The following is an 18,258-nucleotide window of genomic DNA, read 5'->3' as shown; positions in this document are numbered from 1 at the left end:
GTCAGGGCTCCCTTATGCGGATTTGTCTCTGTAAGTTTGCCGATCACCTCGGGTGTTCTTGGGAGTCGCCACGTGGACATGTTCGGCGAAGACGAGATCCGCCGCTTTCTCACGGAACGGATCGCGACCCGCTGCCGTCTGCCCCTCGCGGACGTCGATCCCGACCGCCCCCTGGAGGAGTTCGGGCTGTCCTCCCGGGACGCGGTCGCGGTGGCCGGCGAGCTGGAGGTCCTCCTGGGCCGGGAGCTGGGGCCCACGCTGGTCTGGGAGTACCCCACGATCAACCGTCTCGCGCGGGGCCTCGCCACCGGTACGGCCGCCGCCCCGGCCGCCGGCCGGACGGCGGATCCCGGCGGGCCGATCGCGGTGATCGGCGTCGGATGCCGCCTGCCGGGGTCCGTGCACGGGCCGGAGGACTTCTGGCGGCTGCTCATGGCGGGCGGCGACGCGGTCGGCCAGGTGCCGGAGGAGCGCTGGGCGGCCTTCGACGACGGATCCCCCCGCACCGCGGAGGCGCTGGCCGCGACCACCCGGCACGGCGGTTTCCTGGACGACGTGGCCGGGTTCGACGCCGACTTCTTCGGGATCGTCCCGGGCGAGGCCGAGACGATGGACCCGCAGCAGCGGCTGATGCTGGAGACGGCATGGGAGGCGCTGGAGCACTCCGGGGTCGCCCCCCGGTCGCTGCGCGGCAGCCGTACCGGGGTGTTCGTCGGCATCTCCGGCAACGAGTACGCCCATCTCACCACCGCCGACCCGGCGAAGGTGGACGCCTGGACGGCGACGGGGGCGGCGTTCAGCATCGCCGCGAACCGGCTGTCCTACCTGCTCGACCTGCGCGGGCCGAGCCTGTCGGTGGACACCGCCTGCTCTTCCTCGCTGGTCGCCACGGACCTCGCCGTCCGGAGTCTGCGCTCGGGCGACAGCGACCTGGCGCTCGCGGCGGGGGTCAACCTGCTGCTCTCCCCGGTGGTCACGATGGCGTTCGACCAGGGCGGCGGGACCGCGCCCGACGGGCGCTGCAAGAGCTTCGACGCCTCGGCGGACGGGATGGTCAGGGCCGAGGGGTGCGGCGTCGCCGTGCTGAAGCGGCTGGCCGACGCCCAGCGTGACGGCGACCGGATCCTGGCCGTCGTCCGCGCCACCGCGGTGAACCAGGACGGCCGCTCGAACGGGCTGGTCGCGCCCAACCCCGAGGCCCAGGAGGAGCTGCTCCGCACGGCCTACGCCGGTCTGGAGGGCCCCGACTACATCGAGGCCCACGGCACCGGCACCTTCCTCGGCGACCCCATCGAGGCCCGCGCCATCGACGCCGCGCTCTGCGGCGGCCGTACCGCGCCACTGCTCATCGGCTCCGCCAAGAGCAACCTCGGCCACCTTGAGGCCGCGGCGGGGATCACCGGCCTGATCAAGACCGTCCTCTCCCTTCACCACGGTGTGATCCCGCCCAGCATCCATTTCCGGCGCCCCAACCCGCACATCCCCTGGGACCGCCTCAAGGTCGTCACCGCCCCGACCCCCTGGCCGGGCGACCACCCCCGGGCGGGGGTGTCCTCCTTCGGCTTCGGCGGCACCAACGCCCACATCGTCCTGGAGCGCGCCGCGCCCGCGCCCGCGTCCGTGCCCCCGTCCCCACCCCCGTCCCGCACCGCCGCGGCCGGCCCGTCCACGGAGCGGTACGACGGGGAGGCCGGGCGCGACCGGCCGGGGGCGAAGGTGTTCCTGCTCACGGACGTGTCCGCCGAGCGGGTCCGGGACCATGCCGGGGTGCTCGCGGACTGGGTCGAGTCCGGGATCGCGCCCGACCCGGCCGCACGGGGGAGCGCCGCGCTCGGCGACGTCGCCCACACGCTCGCCCGGCGGGCCGGGCGCGGGCGGGCCGGGGCCGCCGTCGTGGCCGGGGACCGCGGGGAACTGCTGGCCGGGCTGCGGGCCGTACAGGCGGGCGGGGGCGTCACCGGAGCGGCCGTGACCGGTGGGCGGGGGCCGGTGTGGGTGTTCTCCGGCTACGGCTCGCAGTGGGCGGGGATGGGGGCCCGGCTCTACGTCGAGGAACCCGTGTTCGCCGCGATGATCGACGAACTGGACCCGATGTTCGGCGACGAGGCGGGCATCGGGCTGCGGGAGATCGTCGCCGGGGGGCTGGACGCCGTGGGCGTGGCCACGGCACAGCCGGTGATCTTCGCGGTGCAGGTGGCGCTGGCCGAGCTCTGGAGGTCGCACGGGGTACGGCCCGCGGCGGTCGTCGGGCACTCGATGGGGGAGGTCGCGGCGGCCGTGGTCGCGGGCGGCATCGGGCTGCGGGACGCGGTCCGGGTGATCTGCCGCCGGGCCGCGCTGCTCGGGACGCTGGGCGGCGGCGGGGCGATGGCGGTGCTGGAGGTGGCCGCGGAGGAGGTCCCCGGCGATCTGCACGTCGCCGTCCACTCCTCGCCGAGGCAGTGCGTCGTCACCGGCGACCCCGGCCGGGTCGAGGCGTTCGCCGCCGAGGTCGAGTCGCGGGGTCTGCTCGCCCGGGTGCTGACCGCCGAGGGCGCCGGGCACTCGCCCCAGGTCAAGCCGCTCCTGCCGAAGCTCCGCGAGGCGCTGGCCACCGTCGCCGGAGGCAAGCCCGAGATCCCGTTCTACTCGACCGTGTTCGACGACCCCCGCGAGATCCCCACCTTCGAACCCGCCTACTGGGCCGCCGGGGTCCGCCGTCCGGTGCGCCTGCTCACCGCCCTCCAGGCCGCCGCCGAGGACGGCCACACCGTGTTCACCGAGATCAGCCCGCACCCGGTCCTGGCCGCGCCCCTGCGCGACTCCCTCCCGGCGGGAACGGTGATCACCCACTCCCTCCGCAGGGGGCACGACGAGGAGCTGTATCCCCAGCTCGCCGCCACCGTGATCGCCATGCCCTCGCTGGTCGCGGCCTCCTCCGGCCGGCTCGTCGACCTTCCCCCCTCGCCCTGGCGGCACGGACGCCACTGGTTCTCCGCACCCAGGCGCGCCGCCCTCCCGCCCGGCAGCCATCCGCTGCTCGGCGTGCACGTCGAGAGCCCCGCCGGGCACGTGTGGACCACGACCGTCGACGACCTCTCCGACGCCCCCTGGCGCCTGGACCCCTCGGCCTGGCGGCTGCACGGCCTGCCGGTCCTGCCGCTCGCCGCGGTGGCCGCCCTCGCCCAGGCGGCGGCCGCCGGGATCCTGGGCCGGGCCGAGCTGACCGACGTCACCCTGGACGCGCTGCTGCCCCTGCCCGCCACGATCACCACCACCCTCACCCCGTCCGGCGAGGTCGGGATCGACGCCAAGAACGCCGCGGGCGTCTGGATCCGGTACGGCACCGCGACCGTCGCGCCCGATCCGTCCCCGGCGGGGACCGTCCCCGGCCCCGCCGAACTGGCCGAGCGGCTGCGGGACTCCTCGGGGGTGCCGGTGGCGATCGGCCGGCTGGGCGGTGACGGCACCCCGGCCGGCCTGCTGACCAGGGACATCCCCGCCACCGCCGTACCGGTTCCGCTGGCGGGCAAGCTCGTGGCCCGCGTGTGGGCGCCGGCGCCAGGTGTCGAGGCCGCGTCGGCGGGGAATGGATCCGGTCCGCGCCCGGTCCGCGGCTGGCTCATCGTGGCCGGTAAGGGGGATCCGCGGGCCGGGCGCCTCGCCTCCGGCCTCGCCGCCGCCGGGCACGACGTCCACCACCTCGACCTGCCCGGCGTGGCTCCGGCCGGGCCGCTGCCCTCCCTGGTCCCCGCCCAGCGCTCCGCGCCCCCGCGGACCGGGCCGGTCCCGGAGCCGCCCGCCCTTCCGTCCGCCCTTCCGGCGGCCGACGAGGTCGTGGTGCTGGTCCCCGGCGGCCTGGACCCGGCCGGCGCCGAGACCCTCTTCCTCGCCGTCACCCGGATCGTCCGCGCCCTCGCCGGGACCGGGACGCGCCTGCGGCTCGTCACCCACCGGGCCCAGGCCGTACTGGCGGGAGAGCCGGGCGACCCCGGCGCCGCCGCGCTGCGCGGCCTCGTCCGGGTCCTCGCCTTCGAGCAGCCGGGGCTGCGTGCCTGCCTGATCGACGCGGACGGCCCGGACGCGCTCCTGGCCGAGCTGGCGGTCGACGCGCCGGACGACGAGGTGGCCTGGCGGGACGGCGTCCGCCACACCGCCCGCCTGTCCGCGGTCCCGGACGCCGGTGATCGGCGTCGCGCCGGGGAGGGCACGCCGGTGGTACGGCGCGGCGGGGGCTACCTGATCACCGGCGGGTACGGCGGGCTGGGGCTGGTGGTGGCCCGGTGGCTGGCCGAGCGGGGGGCCGGCCGGATCGTGCTCGGCGGCAGGTCGGGGCCGTCGGACGAGGGGGCCGGGACGATCGGGGAACTGCGGGCGCTGGGCACCGACATCCAGGTGGTGACCGGGGACCTGGCGGTGCCGGGGGTGGCCAGGGGACTGGTCGACGCGGTCACGGCCGGGGGGATGCCGTTGCGCGGGGTGGTGCACGCGGCGGGCGTGCTGGACGACCGCCTCGTCACCGACGTCGGTCCCGAGGACCTGCACCGGGTCTGGTCGGCCAAGGTCCGCGGCGGCCTGGAGCTGCACGAGGCGACCAGGGACGCCGGACTCGACTGGTGGGTGGCGTTCTCCTCGGCGGCGGCGCTGCTCGGGTCGCCGGGGCAGGCGGCCTACGCCGGGGCGAACGCCTGGCTGGACGCGCTGTGCGACCTCCGCCGGGCCGAGGGGCTGCCCGGTACGGCGATCAACTGGGGCACGTGGGCCGAGGTCGGCGGGGCGGGCCAGGCGACGCTGCCCGCGGTCTCGCCCCTCACACCGGGCGAGGGCGTCGAGGCGCTGGAGGCGCTCCTGGCGCGGGGCACGGCCGCCGCGGGCGTGCTGCGGCTGGACGCGGCGGCGGCGGTCGCCGCCTTCCCCGGCATCGCGCGCATGCCGTACTTCGCGGATCTGGCGGGGGCGGTCGCGACCGGCGGTGAGTGGGCCGGCGCCGAGGCCCTGGCCTCGATGGAGCCCGGCCGGGCCATGGAGGCGGTGGTCGCCAAGGTCAGGGAGCGGACGGCCGTCGTGCTGGGATTCGAGGCAGCCTGGCTCCAGGAGAGCACGGTGCTCACCGAGGCGGGCCTCGACTCGCTCGCGGCCACCCGGGTGCGCGGCATGATCGAGCACGACTTCGGGGTGGCCGTGCCCCCCGCCCTGCTGCTCCAGGGGGCGACGCTCGGGGACGTCGCCACGGCGGTGGCCGCCGAGCTGGGCATCCACGGCGCCACCGCCGGGACGCGCCCGGTCGAGCCCCGGGACGCGGCGGAACGGCAGGTCGTCGTGGCCCTCACCCGGATCCTCGGGCGCGAGCCCGGCGTCACCGAGGAGATCCCGGCCGATGTCCTGCCCGTCGTCCTGGACGTCCTCAGCCGGGAGGCCGGCCGGGAGCTGTCCGCCGAGGGCGCGCTGACCGGGGCCCGGATCGCCGACCTGCTCCGGGAGATCGACGAGGAGGAGGCCGCCCGGGGCATTGTCCGCCCGCTGACCCCGGCGGCCCGCGCGTACCTGGCCGCCCGCCACGCCGCGCCGCCGACCGGCGGGCCCGCGCGGGGTGTGCCGCCGACCGGCGCCCCGGTGACGGCGGGTGGCGGGCAGGTGCCGCTGTTCCTGGGACATCCGGCCGGGGGGACCACGGGGGTGTACTCGCTGCTGGCGGGGGCGCTGGGAACGGACCGGGTGGTGTTCGGGCTGGAGCGGCTGGACGACGTCGGGGGCCTCGGCGCGGAGGCGGGGGTGAGCGAGCGGGCCGCCCGGTACGTGGCGGAGATCAGGAAGGTGCAGCCGGCGGGGCCGTACCGGGTCGGGGGATGGTCCTTCGGGGGGATCCTGGCGTTCGAGATCGCCCGGCAGCTCGGGGCGGAGAACGTGGAGCTGGTGGCGATGATCGACTCGGGCCTGCCGGACGAGGTGGCGGCGGCGGAGCGGGCGGAGATCGCGGCGAGGAGGTACGCGGACTTCGCCGCCTACCTCGCCCGGACCTACGGGGTGCGCGTCCGGCTGTCCCACGACGAGCTCGCGGGCCTGAGCGAGGCCGGCCAGCTCGCGCTGGTGGAGACGCGCGTCGCCGAGTCGGGGGTGCTGGACCTGCTGGGGGAGGCCATCCTCCGGCACCAGATCACCTCGCACGAGGACACCCGGGCCATCGAGGGCTACCGGGCCGGGACCTACGAGGGCCGCGTGGTGCTCTACCGCTCCACGGACCCGACCCCCTGGGCGGTGGAGGACACCCGATACGCCCACACCGACGACCCCGCGAGGGGATTCGGCCCGTTCAGCCCGGAGCTGGAGATCGTCACCATCCCCGGGTCGCACCATCTCAACCTGCTCGACCCGCCCCACGTCGAAGTCATCGCCGCTCACCTTGGAGGCCAGCTATGACACTCGCACAGGCCGTCGTCGACGGCGCCGATCCGGAGGAGCTCGCGCGCCTGGAGGTCCCCACGACCTTCCGGGCCGCCCACACCCGCAAGAACGAGGTCGGCATGTTCGGGCGGCGCCCGCACGGCGTCGACGACGTCGACAAGGACATCACCAAGTCCATCCACGTGGACGACGTGCCGATGCCGGAGCTCGCCCCGGACGAGGTGCTGGTCGCGATCATGGCGAGCGCCATCAACTTCAACACCGTGTGGACGGCCATGTTCGAGCCGATCCCCACGTTCGCGTTCCTGGAGCGGTTCGGGCGCGAGGACCCCCGGCACGACCAGAGCTTCCACGTGCTCGGCTCGGACGCCTCCGGGGTGATCGTCCGGATGGGCGCCGCCGTACGGCGCTGGAAGATCGGCGACAGGGTCGTCGTCTCACCCGCCTACGTGGACGAGCAGGACCCGATCACCCACGCCGACTCCATGCTCGGCGCCGACCTGCGCGCCTGGGGGTTCGAGACCAACTACGGCGGGCTGGCCGAGTTCGCGGTGGTCAGGGCCACCCAGCTGCTGCCCAAGCCCAGGCACCTGACCTGGGAGGAGGCCGCCTGCAACATGCTGTGCGCCTCCACCGCCTACCGGATGCTGGTCAGCGAGCGCGGCTCCCGGATGAAGCAGGGCGACGTGGTGCTGATCTGGGGCGCGACCGGCGGGCTCGGCGCGTACGCCGTGCAGCTGGTGAAGAACGGCGGCGGCGTCCCGGTGGGCGTGGTCAGCTCCGGCGAGAAAGCCGACCTGCTCCGCCGGATGGGCTGCGAGCACGTCGTGGACCGCTCGCAGTTCGAGCACCTCAACGACGAGAAGGCCTGGCGCAGGCTCGGTGCGGAGGTCCGCCGCCAGGTCGGGGAGGACCCGCACATCGTCTTCGAGCACACCGGCAAGGAGACCTTCGGGGCGTCCGTCTACGTCGCGCGGCGTGGCGGCTCGGTCGTCACCTGCGGATCGTCCAGCGGCTACGCCCACGAGTACGACAACCGGCACCTGTGGATGAAGCTCAAGCGGATCGTCGGCTCGCACGGAGCGAACTACCAGGAATGCCACGAGGTCAACCGGCTGCTCTCGCTGGGCGCGCTGCAGCCCACCCTGTCCAAGGTCTACCCCCTCGACCGGACCGGCGACGCCGCCCGTGCCGTACAGCTCAACGAGCATGTCGGCAAGGTCGGCGTGCTGGGTCTGGCTCCCGCCGAGGACCTCGGCGTCGAGGACCCGGCGCTCAGGGAGCGCATCGGCGAGGACCGGATCAGGCTGTTCCGGAGCTGACGGACTGCCTGGCGCGCAGGACGATCTCCAGCTCGAACCGGATGTCCGGATCGCTGAGCTGCTCGCCGTAGAGCTCCTCCAGCTGGCGCAGCCGGTAGCGCACGGTCTGCGGGTGCACGTGGAGCCGGGCGGCCACCTCGCCGGCGCCCCGGCCGTGCCGCAACCACGCCAGCAACGTCTCGGCCAGCCGGTCCTGCTGGCTGGGACGCAGGTGGGCCAGGGGCGCCAGCCGTACCTCGGTGAGGGCGCTGACCAGCTCCTCGTCCTTGAACACGATCAGGGTGGCCATGTGGTCGGAGCAGCGGAGCACGCCGCGCTCCTCGGTGAGCACCCCGCGCCGGTGCAGATCCAGCGCCTCGCGGGCCCAGCGCAGCGAGGTCGCGGCGGCGGCCAGCGGTACGGCGGGCCCGACGGCCGCCTTCCAGCCGCGCAGCCCGGCCTCCAGGGTCTGGGCCTGGCCGGGGCCGTTGGGGTCGGGGACGATCAGGCAGGGACCGGGCCGGTCGAGGCCGGACAGCACGTCCGGCGGGAGCGAGGGGGCGCGGTAGCCCCGGGAGTGCGCGTCCAGGGCGACTCCGGCCACGGTCTTGGGCAGCCGCCATCCGGCGGTCTTGGCCAGGTCGGCGATCGCGTCGGGGGAGGCGGCCGGCTGGCTCAGCAGCAGGTCCATCAGCCGGCGGCGGCGACGCTCGATCTCTCCGGCCGCGCGGGCCCGGGCCTCGTCGAAGCCCTCGGCGGCGGCGTCGGCGAGCTGGTCGAGATAGACGAAGATGGCCTCGCCGAGGTCGTAGAGGTGCTGCGGGGTGAGGCCGAGACGCTCGGAGTGCTCGGTCAGCCGCCGCCAGGCCACCCGGGCGCCCAGCCGCATCGCGGTCTGCAGGGGGTCGAGGTTGCGGCCCTCGTTGGCCTCGCCGCGCCCGATGGTGCGGAACACGTCGGGCTCCCACGGCGTGCTGGGGTTCTCGATCCGGTCGACGAACTGGCGCAGGGCCTCGTCCACGGCGAGCCGGATGGCCCTGATGTAGATCTCGTCGGAAGGCCGGGAGTACTCGGGGATCCGGACCGTGATCTCCTTGATCACCTGGTCGGCCACCTCGGACAGGCCCGGTCTCAGCAACCTGGCCACTTCTGCCGGAGCGGATCTCCATAGTCGCTGGTCAGACAGCTCGTGAGATCTTCTCTTCCGGTCGCCGAACCCAGTGACAACGAGCTTGGAATCTTCTTTTATCGTCATAGACCCTCCCGTCGGAGTGCGCCTCACATTCTGATCTCATTGACACTTTGAGCAAGTAGCAAACGCTTGTTCTTATCTCAAATGCAACATGTGAGGGCACCCGGCGGGAGGGGTGGGGTGGGGTTAGGGAGGGGTGAGGTTATTTGAGGTAGCCGCCGAACTCCTCCAGGGAGATCAGCCCGTCGCCGTCCAGGTCGATCCTGGCGATGGCGGCCTCGGCGGCCTCGGGGGTGATCGGCTGGCCGAGCACCTCCATCAGCCGCGTCATCTCGGTGGCCGAGATGAGGCCGTCACCGTCGACGTCGATAATCTTGAAAGTCGTCGCGTAGTCGTCCGCCACGAGCGCATCCGCCTTCCGGCAGCAGGGAATCAGACGCCAAGCACACTAGCGGGGGGCCGCCCTTTTCGAGGAGGCCGCCCTCGGCTCCCTCGAGGGAGCTCCCCTCTTCGCGGGCCTTGGTTCTTCCGAGGGGCTCCCCTCTTCGCGGGCCCCTGCTCTCCGCGCCCCGCGAGGACGGCCTCGCGTGGCCCGGATGCCGTACGGCCTCCTGTCGAGTGTCTCCCGGCCGCCCCCGCCGTCCGGTGATCCGGACGGCCGCCTGCGGAGGCGAGGTCGTGGAGGTTCCGGATTCCGGAGATTCGGCCGTGGTGTCGGCGTTGCGCGAATATAAGGCGCTTGATGCGAATATTCAGGCACTAAGCACATTGGTTTTTATTTGGCGGGTCGCATTGGCGGAGAGCAAAGAAACGCGCGTTTCCCGTCAGGTGCATCAACTGGATCCGGAGGGCATTGTTTCCGGCTGTCCCCGGTCGGTTCAAAAGTGTTCTCACCAGGTTTTCGGCGAGCGGGGTAGGAGAGAGAAGACGCTGTGTCTACCCTTATGAAACGCATCCTGGCCGGCGGCGCGCTCGCCGGGGCCGTTCTCGTTCAGATGCCTGCTCCGGTTAATGCCGGCGTAGCGCCGGCCTGGCCGATGAATGAGGCACATGCCCGCTATGGGATAAGCGATCCCTTCTGTAGTAATTCGGCGGCACTTGCTCTTGTGGTGACGCCTTCCCATCCTCTCTGCAGCTCTGTCGTTGGTTACTGGCAGAATCCCGCCCCTGCCATTCCGCAGGTCAACCAGCCCAGCCCCGCGCGGCCGACTGCCGACTCGGCTGCGCAGAGCTACATCCCGCTGTGCAAGTGGCTCCGTCTGCCGTTGTCCCTCTGTGCGGTTCCACCAGGGCCCGTCGGCCCCCGTGGCCCTGAAGGTCCCGCAGGTCCGCCCGGACCCGCCGGACCCGCCGGACCCACCGGTGCGACCGGTGCCACCGGTCCTGCGGGCCCGCGCGGCCTGACGGGTCCGCGAGGTCCTGAGGGTCCTGCTGGTCCTGAGGGTCCTGCTGGTCCTGAGGGTCCTGCTGGTCCTGAGGGTCCTGCTGGTCCTGAGGGGCCCGCTGGTCCTGAGGGTCCTGCCGGTCCTGAAGGTCCCGCCGGTCCTGCTGGTCCTGAAGGCCCTGCCGGTCCTGCTGGTCCTGAGGGTCCCGCTGGTCCTGAAGGCCCCGCCGGTCCTGCTGGTCCTGAGGGGCCGCAGGGTCCTGAGGGTCCCATCGGTCCTGAGGGCCCTGAAGGTCCCGAGGGTTTCGAGGGCCCGCAGGGGCCTGCCGGCCCTGAAGGGCCCGCTGGACCTGAAGGTCCCGCCGGTCCTGAGGGTCCTGCCGGTCCTGGAGGCGTCGAGGGTCCTGCCGGTCCTGAGGGGCCCGCTGGACCTGAGGGGCCCGCTGGTCCTGAGGGGCCCGCTGGTCCTGAGGGTCCTGCCGGTCCTGAGGGTCCTGCCGGTCCTGAGGGTCCCGCCGGTCCTGAAGGTCCGCAGGGACCTGAGGGGCCGCAGGGGCCTCCCGGATCGTCCACCGAAGTGACGCGTGTGCCGGCCGGTCGGCCCGTCGTCGTCGGGGTCTTTCCGACCTTCCGTCCGATCCCGACCTTCCGTCCCATCCAGACCTTCCATGCCGTTCCCACCTTCCAGTCCTTCTCGGCCTACCAGTCCCTTCCGTCCTGCGTGACCTGGTGCTTCTGATCACCGTCAGGGCGAGGTGATCCGGACTCACCGGCCCGGTGACGGAGACCGGTGAGTCCGGTGAGACCGCGAAGGTCGAGAGCCGATCGGTACGGTCGACCGGAACACGGGTAGGACAGGCGTTCAGCGTGTGAGACAGGAAAGGTGCGGGCCATCACAGGCCCGCACCTTTCCTGTTTCTTCTCGTTCCCTCCGTCCCCCTCAGTCCAGCTCAGTCCCTTTCAGGCCGGCGCGGACCGGCTCAGGCCGGCGCGGACCGGCTCAGATCACGGCGCCCGACCCCTCGCGGACCCTGGAGGCGCCCTTGCGCGGGGGCTGCGGCGGCGGTGCGGAGCCACGCTTCTCGAACTCGATCGCCAGCGGCGCCGCGACCAGCGCCGACGACAGCGTGCCGACGACGATGCCGATCAGCAGCGCCACCGCGAAGTCGGTCAGCGAGTCACCGCCGAGCACGGCCAGCGCGGCCAGGATGAACAGCGCACCCAGGCCCGTGTTCACCGTACGGGGCACGGTCTGCAGGATCGCGGTCTCGGCGACCTCCGCGAACGGAGTCCTGGGCCGCATCCCCCACAGCTCGCGGACGCGGTCGAAGACCACGACCTTGTCGTTGACCGAGTAGCCGATCACGGTGAGCATCGCGGCCAGGAAGACCCCGTCCACCGGCTTGCCCAGCCACGCGAACGCGCCGACCACGATGGCCGCGTCCACCACCAGGGCCAGCACCGTCGCCAGCCCGAACGTCCAGCGGAACCGGAAGGCCAGGTAGAGGAGCTGCGCGGCGAGCGCGACAGCCAGCGCGATCATCGCGTTGCGGCGCAGCTCGTCACCCAGGCTGGGGCCGATGAGCTCGTCGCGCTCCTTGGTGATCTGCCCGGCGCCGCTCTCCAGAGCCGCCTCGATCTTCGCCAGGTCGGCGGCGCCGATCTGGCCGGTCCGTACGGAGATGTCCGCGTCCGAGGCCTGCACCACCGCGTTCGGGAACCCGGCTTCGCCGACCAGCTCGCGGGCGGCGTCGGCGGTGATCGGGACGCTGGTGGAGTACTCCACCAGCCGGCCGCCGGTGAACTCCACTCCGAAGTTCACCCCCCGTACCGCCACCCCGGCCACCGCCACGGCCACCAGCACGCCGGTGACCACGAAGTACACCGTGCGGTGGCGCATCAGGCGGGGCTTGCGCGCGTTCAGCCAGGTCCGGACGCGCCCGATGCCGGCCAGGCCGGTCAGTGCCGGCCGCCGCGCCACCGGCCGTCTCGTCACCGCCCACTCGGCCAGCACCCGGGTGATGACCATCGCGGTGATCAGCGAGGCGATCACGCCGATGCTCAACGTGACGCCGAAGCCGCGCACCGGGCCCGAGGCCAGGAAGAACAGCAGCCCCGCTGCGAGCAGGGTGGTGATGTTGGAGTCGGCCACCGCGCTCCAGGCGTTGCGGAAGCCCTTCTCCAGCGCGGGCCGGAGCCTCGGCCCGGAGGCGTACTCCTCCCGGGCGCGCTCGAAGACCAGCACGTTGGCGTCCACCGCCATGCCGATCGCGAGTACGAAGCCCGCCAGGCCCGGCAGGGTGAGCGTGGCGCCGAGCGCCACCAGGGCCGCGTAGGAGATGAGCGCGTAGCAGGCCAGGGCGATGGCGGCGAGGAACCCCACCAGCCGGTAGACCACCACGATGAACAGCGCGGTGAGCAGCACGCCGATGACGGCCGCCTGCGCGCTGGCCGCGATCGCGGCCGCGCCGAGCGTCGGGCCGACGGTCCGCTGCTCGACGATCTCGACGGGGACCGGCAGCGAGCCGCCCTTGATCAGCACGGCCAGGTCGCCGGCCTCCTCGGCGGTGAAGGAGCCGGTGATCTGGGTGGAGCTGCCCGGCAGGCCCACGTTGCAGGCCACGCCGTCGTTGACCTGTGGCGAGACGATGACCTTGGAGTCGAGCACGATGGCGACCCGCCGTTTCGGGTCGCCCACCGGGTTGCACGCGGCCTCACCGGTCAGCTCGGCCCACGCCTTGCGGCCCTCCTCGCGCAGGTCCACGGTGACGTACCAGCCGCCGCCCTGCTGGGGATCGGTCCCGGCCTGGGCGTCCTCGACCCCGTCGCCGGTGAGCCGGGCCGGGCCGACGAGCAGCTTGACGCCGTCCTCGTCGGAGATGATCTGCTCGCCCTTCTTCGGGGTGGTCGCCTCGTCCGCCTGGGCGATGACGGGGTGGAAGGTGAGCTGGGCGGTCTTGCCGATGACCTCGGCGGCCTTGGTCGGGTCCTGCACGCCGGGCAGTTCCACGATGATGCGCCGCTCGCCGGAGCGGGCCAGCGGCGCGTCCGCCACGCCCAGGGCGTCGGCCCGGCGGCGCAGCACCTCAAGGGTGCGGTCGGTGGCCTCGGCGTCGGCCTTGACGGTCGGGGAGTCCCTCGTCTCCAGGACGATCTGGGTGCCGCCGCGCAGGTCGAGACCGAGGCGCGGCGTCATGGTCAACGCGACGAAAAGGGAGATGGCGATGACGGCGAACGCCGTCACCGCGCGCACCACGGGGGCACGCGACATGGAAGCCTCCACAGGCAGGGGAAAGGTGTCCGGGTACGGCGAAAGCACCCGTAGCGGCCTCGGAGGCCGGCTGCGAGGTGCTTTCAGACGCCTGTGGAGGGGGGTGCCCGGCCAGGCCTGACCAGCAGGGCCGCGAGCGGGCGTGGGTCGTCGTCACCGGCGGGACGCGAGTCGAAGCCCGGGGTGCGGGACAGGTCCCGGGCGTCCGGCGGCCCGGCCGCGGACGGGTGGCCGCCCCCGGTTCCGGTCCCGATGGAACCCCCGGTGAAGGCGTGCTGCTCCCCGCCGGCGTGAACCTGGCGGGACAGGGGCTGATGCTCCCCGGCGACGGCGGCGACGGCCGGGTGTCCCAGGAGGGCGGTGGCGCCACCCGCGTTGAGGCCACCGGAGACGAGCAGCGGGAGGAGGAGAGCGAGCAGCCAGCCGAAGGGCGCGCCGCGCCTCGCCTGCCGCATGTTCTCCTCCAGGGGTCCGGTCCCACCGTAGCCCGTCCGGCACGGGCACGGCGTATGCCGGCATGACGAGGTAAGCGCCCGCTTCCCGGTAAACGGCCCCCGCACGGGTAGGGCGTCGGCATGCGACTGACCTACACAGCTGACCTGTGGTGGAAGAACGCGGTTGTCTACTGCCTGGACGTCGAGACCTACAAGGACGGCAACGGCGACGGCATCGGGGACTTCCGCGGGCTCACCCAGCAGATCGACCACCTGGACCGGCTCGGGGTGACCTGCATCTGGCTGATGCCGTTCTTCCCGACGCCCAACCGTGACGACGGCTACGACATCACCGACTTCTACTCCGTCGACCCCAGGCTGGGCACCCTCGGGGACTTCGTGGAGTTCATGCGCACGGCCAGGGACCGGGGCATCCGGGTGATCGCCGACCTGGTGGTCAACCACACCTCCGACGAGCATCCCTGGTTCAAGGAGGCGCGCTCCAGCCGGGACTCCGCCAAGCGGGACTGGTACATCTGGCAGGACGACCCCGACCCCGTCGACCCCAAGGACCTCGTCTTCCCGGACAAGGAGGACAGCATCTGGGAACTGGACGAGAAGACGGGCCAGTACTACCTACACAGCTTCTACCGGTTCCAGCCCGACCTGAACGTGGCGAACCCCGAGGTCCGCGACGAGATCGCGCGCATCCTCGGATTCTGGATGGAGCTGGGGCTGTCCGGCTTCCGGGTGGACGCGGTGCCGTTCCTGATCGAGGGCATCGGCCCTGACCCGCACGAGTTCCTCGCCGACCTGCGCGCCTTCATGAACCGCCGCGACGGCACCTCGATCCTGCTGGGCGAGGTGAACCTGCCCTATCCGGACCTGATGGAGTACTTCGGCGACGGCAACGGCGACCAGGTCACCATGTGCTTCGACTTCATCGGCATGCAGCGGTTCCACCTGTCGATGGCCCGGCAGAACCCCCAAGCCCTCGCCGAGGCCCTCCGCGAGCGGCCCGCCCCGCCCGACGACTCCCACTGGGCCACCTTCGTCCGCAACCACGACGAGCTGACCCTGGACAAGCTCACCGAAGCCGAGAAGCACGAGGTCTTCGACGCCTTCGGCCCGGACAAGGACATGCAGGTCTACGACCGTGGCCTGCGCCGCCGCCTGCCCCCGATGCTCGGCGGCGACCAGCGTCGTCTCAAGCTGGCCTACAGCGTCCTGTTCTCCCTTCCGGGCACGCCGGTGCTCTTCTACGGGGAGGAGATCGGTCTCGGCGAGAACCTTGAGGGCGAGGGCCGGATGGCGGTCCGGATCCCGATGCAGTGGTCCCGCTCCGGCGGTTTCTCACCGGACCCGAAGACCCTCGTCCCGGCCCCCGCCGATGAGTACGGCCCGCTGCACGTCAACGTGGACGACCAGCGCCGCGACCCCGACTCGATGCTCAAATGGATCACCATGCTGGTCGAGCGCTACCGGGAGTCGCCGGAGCTCGCCTGGGGCCGCTACGAGGTGCTGGACGCCGGGGACGAGGTCGTACTGGCCCACCGGGCCGACGCCGAGGGCGGCACCGTGATCGCCGTCCACAACTTCGCCGACCGGGAGGCGGAGGTGGAGCTCGTGCTGCGCGATCTCGGCCGCTGCGAGGTGCTGACCGACCTGCTGGTGGACGGCACCCTCGATCTGCCCTCCGACGGCCGGGTGACGTTCGCCCTTGAGCCCTACGGCACCCGCTGGCTGCGCGCCGCCGTCCCCGACGCGCCCCTGGAGAACACCTCGGCCAAGAGCCACTAGGGGCCTGTTCCGAGTTCGGATCCCCAAACGGGCCGGAGGCTCCGCATCCACAGAACGGCGCCACATGGAGAAGCCCGGCCAGGCAACTGGCCGGGGTCTTGCGGAAGCGGAAGACCGGCCCGCGTCACTGCTCGCGGACGTGCTGTCAGTCTTCGTGCGGAGATGATGTCAGTGGCACGGCCGGCGGGTGCGCGCGCTCGGCGAGGTGGCGGACCTTCAGTAGCGGGACGGCCGCGGCGAGCGTGCCGGCCGTACCCAGCACGAGGATCAGCGACTCGACCAGGGACCAGGTCCCGCCGAAGGGCTCGACACCGGAGAGAAGCCCGGCGTGCAGCGCCTCCAGTCCCGATCCGGCGACACCTGCCAGGCCGATGAACAGGGCCAGCGTGCCGCCGACGCGGCCCAGCAGTCGTCCGGGGGTGATCGCCTGGCGGTGGCTGAGCAGGGCGATCGCCGTGATGGCCCATCCGGCCCAGGGGACGAAGCTGCCCATCAGGTACCAGGCCGGCCCCCAGGCCGTGCCGGTCAGCGTGAGCAGGAGCGTGAACGGCTGGGTCACCACGACGGCCAGCCACCCCAGCCGGAAGGCACCGATGCGCCGGTACAGCAGCGCGGCCGCAAGAGCCCCGACCGCGGGCGCCGAGAAGATCACCGTCGGTGCCAGCTCGACGAGGACGCTGTGGTCGCCCGGCTCCCGGCGCGGGGGCCAGGCGGCTTCTTCGATCACCTCCTCCAGCGCCGTCGACACCACCAGGTAGACGGTCATCGCCCGGAGCGCCGGGTGGGTCAAGGTGAAGCGCACGCCCTCGGCCGCCTCGCGCCACCACCTCGTGCGCGGTCCCGGTGGGTCCTCCGGTGTGTCGATGCCGCGAAACAGCAGTGCCGAGGCTGCGCACGCCACCGCCGCGACGAGCCAGAGGATCGATATGGCGCTGCCGGAAGGCTCGCCGAGCAGCAGCGGGACGATGAGGAACCCGATCGACGCCACGCCGGACAGCACGGCGTTCACCGGGACCAGCCGGTCCCGCTTGACGACGGCCGGCAGATAGGCGTCCTGGGCGCCTCCTCCGGCGGCCTGCACGATGCCCAGAACCACCACCACCAGCATGAAGTGCGGCACGGTGATCGAATCCAGCCAGATGGCGGCTGCGACGGAGGCGAGCAGCCCGGCGCTCAGCAGTCCCGTCGTCACCAGTGCCGACCTGCGCCGCACCCGGTCGACCAGCACGCCCAGGGGGAGGGCCAGCACGAGCGGCAGCATGCTCGCGGCCATCTGCGCCAGGCCGATCTGCGCGTAACCCATCTCCAGCACGGCGAGGCCGGACAGGGTGACCACGGACCCTGAGGCGTACATGCCGATCTGCCGGCCCGCGCCACCGGCCAGGAACAACAGGAAGCGGCGCCGCGGACTCGAAGAGATCATCCCCGCATCCTTCACATGGGCGCCGAAAGCACCAAATCAGTCTGCGGATCCCGTTGAGCGCGCCAGGTCGCCGGACATGACCGCTAAGGCGGAGGGCACCGAACGAGGCAGGTAGCACGCCGGCGGGATCAGCCGGGATACGGGGGAAAGCGGCCATGGATCGATCATGTCGGGCGGTCTTACATCGAGTAGGCGCCGGAGGCGAGGGCGATGACGCCGACCACGGTCATCAGCAGCGCCGAGCCGGGGTGCATGGCGATCGAGATACGGATGTCCTGCTTCTTCCAGGCGAGCCAGACGCCCGGGTAGAGGAAGACGAGCTTCGACAGGACCGTCCAAGGGGCCCAGAAGTGGTACACCGAGAAGAAGAAGGTGTTGAAGAACGGGGCCCACTTGCCGAGCTGCGGGAGGCGGGGCAGCAGGAAGCCGCGGAAGTAGTACTCCTCGAGCAGGGGCAGGGTGAAGCCGGTGAACGGCGCGCAGATGAGCAGCGTGGTGAGCACGAGATCCTGCGAGTAGCCCTGGAGGTAGGCGATGCCGTCGGGGCCGGCGCCCTGGTAGTCCACCCAGGTGAAGAACCAGTCGTAGACGATGTTGTCCAGCGGGGTCAGCGAGCGCGCGACCACGGTCATCCACACGAGGCACGCGGCCCCGAGCCAGAAGACCTTGCCGCGCGCGACCGGCTTGTCGCGGTAGTGGACGACGCCCTTCATCGTGAAGCGGCCGGTCTGCTTCTTGCCCAGCCACAGCAGGAACAGCTGGAGCGGGAAGAGCACAACCGCGAGGGTGATGGCCCAGGAAAGGAAGATCGGGAATTCCATCGCCCGGACCAGGGGGGCGGCGACGAACACGTACACGGCGACGATGGCCGCGCCGGGTACCAGATGCAGTGCGATGGAGAACGGGACGGAGTGACGGTCGGCGAGGAGTTTCGCGACGAAGCCTTTCGGCTGGGCGCCTTGGGTGTCGGTCGGGGGCCGCATTGCTGTAGCCATGCCGAGAATCGTGGCCCCGCGACCTAACACGGACCTGACATCGCACTGACATGGCTTCGAGTCGCCGTGAAAGGCAC

The 18,258-nt window shown here is 72.4% G+C and carries 9 protein-coding genes; 3 read left to right on the top strand and 6 right to left on the bottom strand.

The features are described 5' to 3' along the window. Positions 1 to 78: 78 nt before the first annotated feature. Together BM085_RS22750 and ccrA are read left to right on the top strand one after the other, a co-directional pair. Complete coding sequence (locus BM085_RS22750; RefSeq protein ID WP_245789581.1) at positions 79 to 6,396, top strand: type I polyketide synthase; 6,318 nt, start codon at positions 79 to 81, stop codon at positions 6,394 to 6,396. Next, positions 6,393 to 7,703 (top strand): crotonyl-CoA carboxylase/reductase, encoded by a 1,311-nt coding sequence (ccrA, locus tag BM085_RS22745; RefSeq protein WP_093888952.1) that lies wholly within the window; start codon positions 6,393 to 6,395, stop codon positions 7,701 to 7,703. The genes BM085_RS22750 and ccrA overlap by 4 nt, the downstream gene beginning before the upstream one ends. Here ccrA and BM085_RS22740 read toward each other — a convergent pair. From BM085_RS22740 to BM085_RS22720, 4 genes are all read right to left on the bottom strand, one after another. Then, entirely contained in the window at positions 7,684 to 8,937 is a 1,254-nt protein-coding gene (locus tag BM085_RS22740; protein ID WP_093888951.1) for a PucR family transcriptional regulator, read from the bottom strand. The two genes, ccrA and BM085_RS22740, sit on opposite strands and share 20 nt — an antisense overlap. 139 nt (positions 8,938 to 9,076) lie before the next feature. Further along, positions 9,077 to 9,277, bottom strand: a complete 201-nt coding sequence (locus BM085_RS22735; protein WP_031168267.1) for an EF-hand domain-containing protein — start codon at positions 9,275 to 9,277, stop codon at positions 9,077 to 9,079. Between the two features lie 1,981 nt (positions 9,278 to 11,258). Next, the gene (secD, locus tag BM085_RS22725) at positions 11,259 to 13,529 is read right to left on the bottom strand and encodes a protein translocase subunit SecD (RefSeq protein ID WP_093888950.1); all 2,271 of its coding nucleotides are present in this window, start codon (positions 13,527 to 13,529) and stop codon (positions 11,259 to 11,261) included. Positions 13,530 to 13,612: 83 nt separating this feature from the next. After that, positions 13,613 to 13,984, bottom strand: a complete 372-nt coding sequence (locus tag BM085_RS22720; RefSeq protein WP_093888949.1) for a hypothetical protein — start codon at positions 13,982 to 13,984, stop codon at positions 13,613 to 13,615. Between the two features lie 120 nt (positions 13,985 to 14,104). On the opposite strand from BM085_RS22720, the gene BM085_RS22715 reads away from it, so the two are divergent. Further along, on the top strand, positions 14,105 to 15,763 hold the full coding sequence (locus BM085_RS22715) for an alpha-amylase family protein (protein WP_093888948.1): 1,659 nt from the start codon (positions 14,105 to 14,107) through the stop codon (positions 15,761 to 15,763). Between the two features lie 145 nt (positions 15,764 to 15,908). Here BM085_RS22715 and BM085_RS22710 read toward each other — a convergent pair whose 3' ends face one another. Together BM085_RS22710 and BM085_RS22705 are read right to left on the bottom strand one after the other, a co-directional pair. Beyond that, positions 15,909 to 17,186 carry an MFS transporter gene (locus BM085_RS22710; RefSeq protein ID WP_093888947.1) on the bottom strand — a complete coding sequence of 426 codons (1,278 nt, stop codon included), beginning with the start codon at positions 17,184 to 17,186 and terminating at the stop codon, positions 15,909 to 15,911. A gap of 179 nt (positions 17,187 to 17,365) precedes the next feature. Then, positions 17,366 to 18,181 (bottom strand): CPBP family intramembrane glutamic endopeptidase, encoded by an 816-nt coding sequence (locus tag BM085_RS22705; protein WP_218158802.1) that lies wholly within the window; start codon positions 18,179 to 18,181, stop codon positions 17,366 to 17,368. Positions 18,182 to 18,258: the final 77 nt, after the last annotated feature.

Origin of the sequence: Streptosporangium canum (assembly GCF_900113865.1) — a bacterium.
GTDB lineage: Bacteria > Actinomycetota > Actinomycetes > Streptosporangiales > Streptosporangiaceae > Streptosporangium > Streptosporangium canum.
Note: the sequence above shows the minus strand (reverse complement) of the source record. Positions and strands in the feature narration are given on the sequence as shown.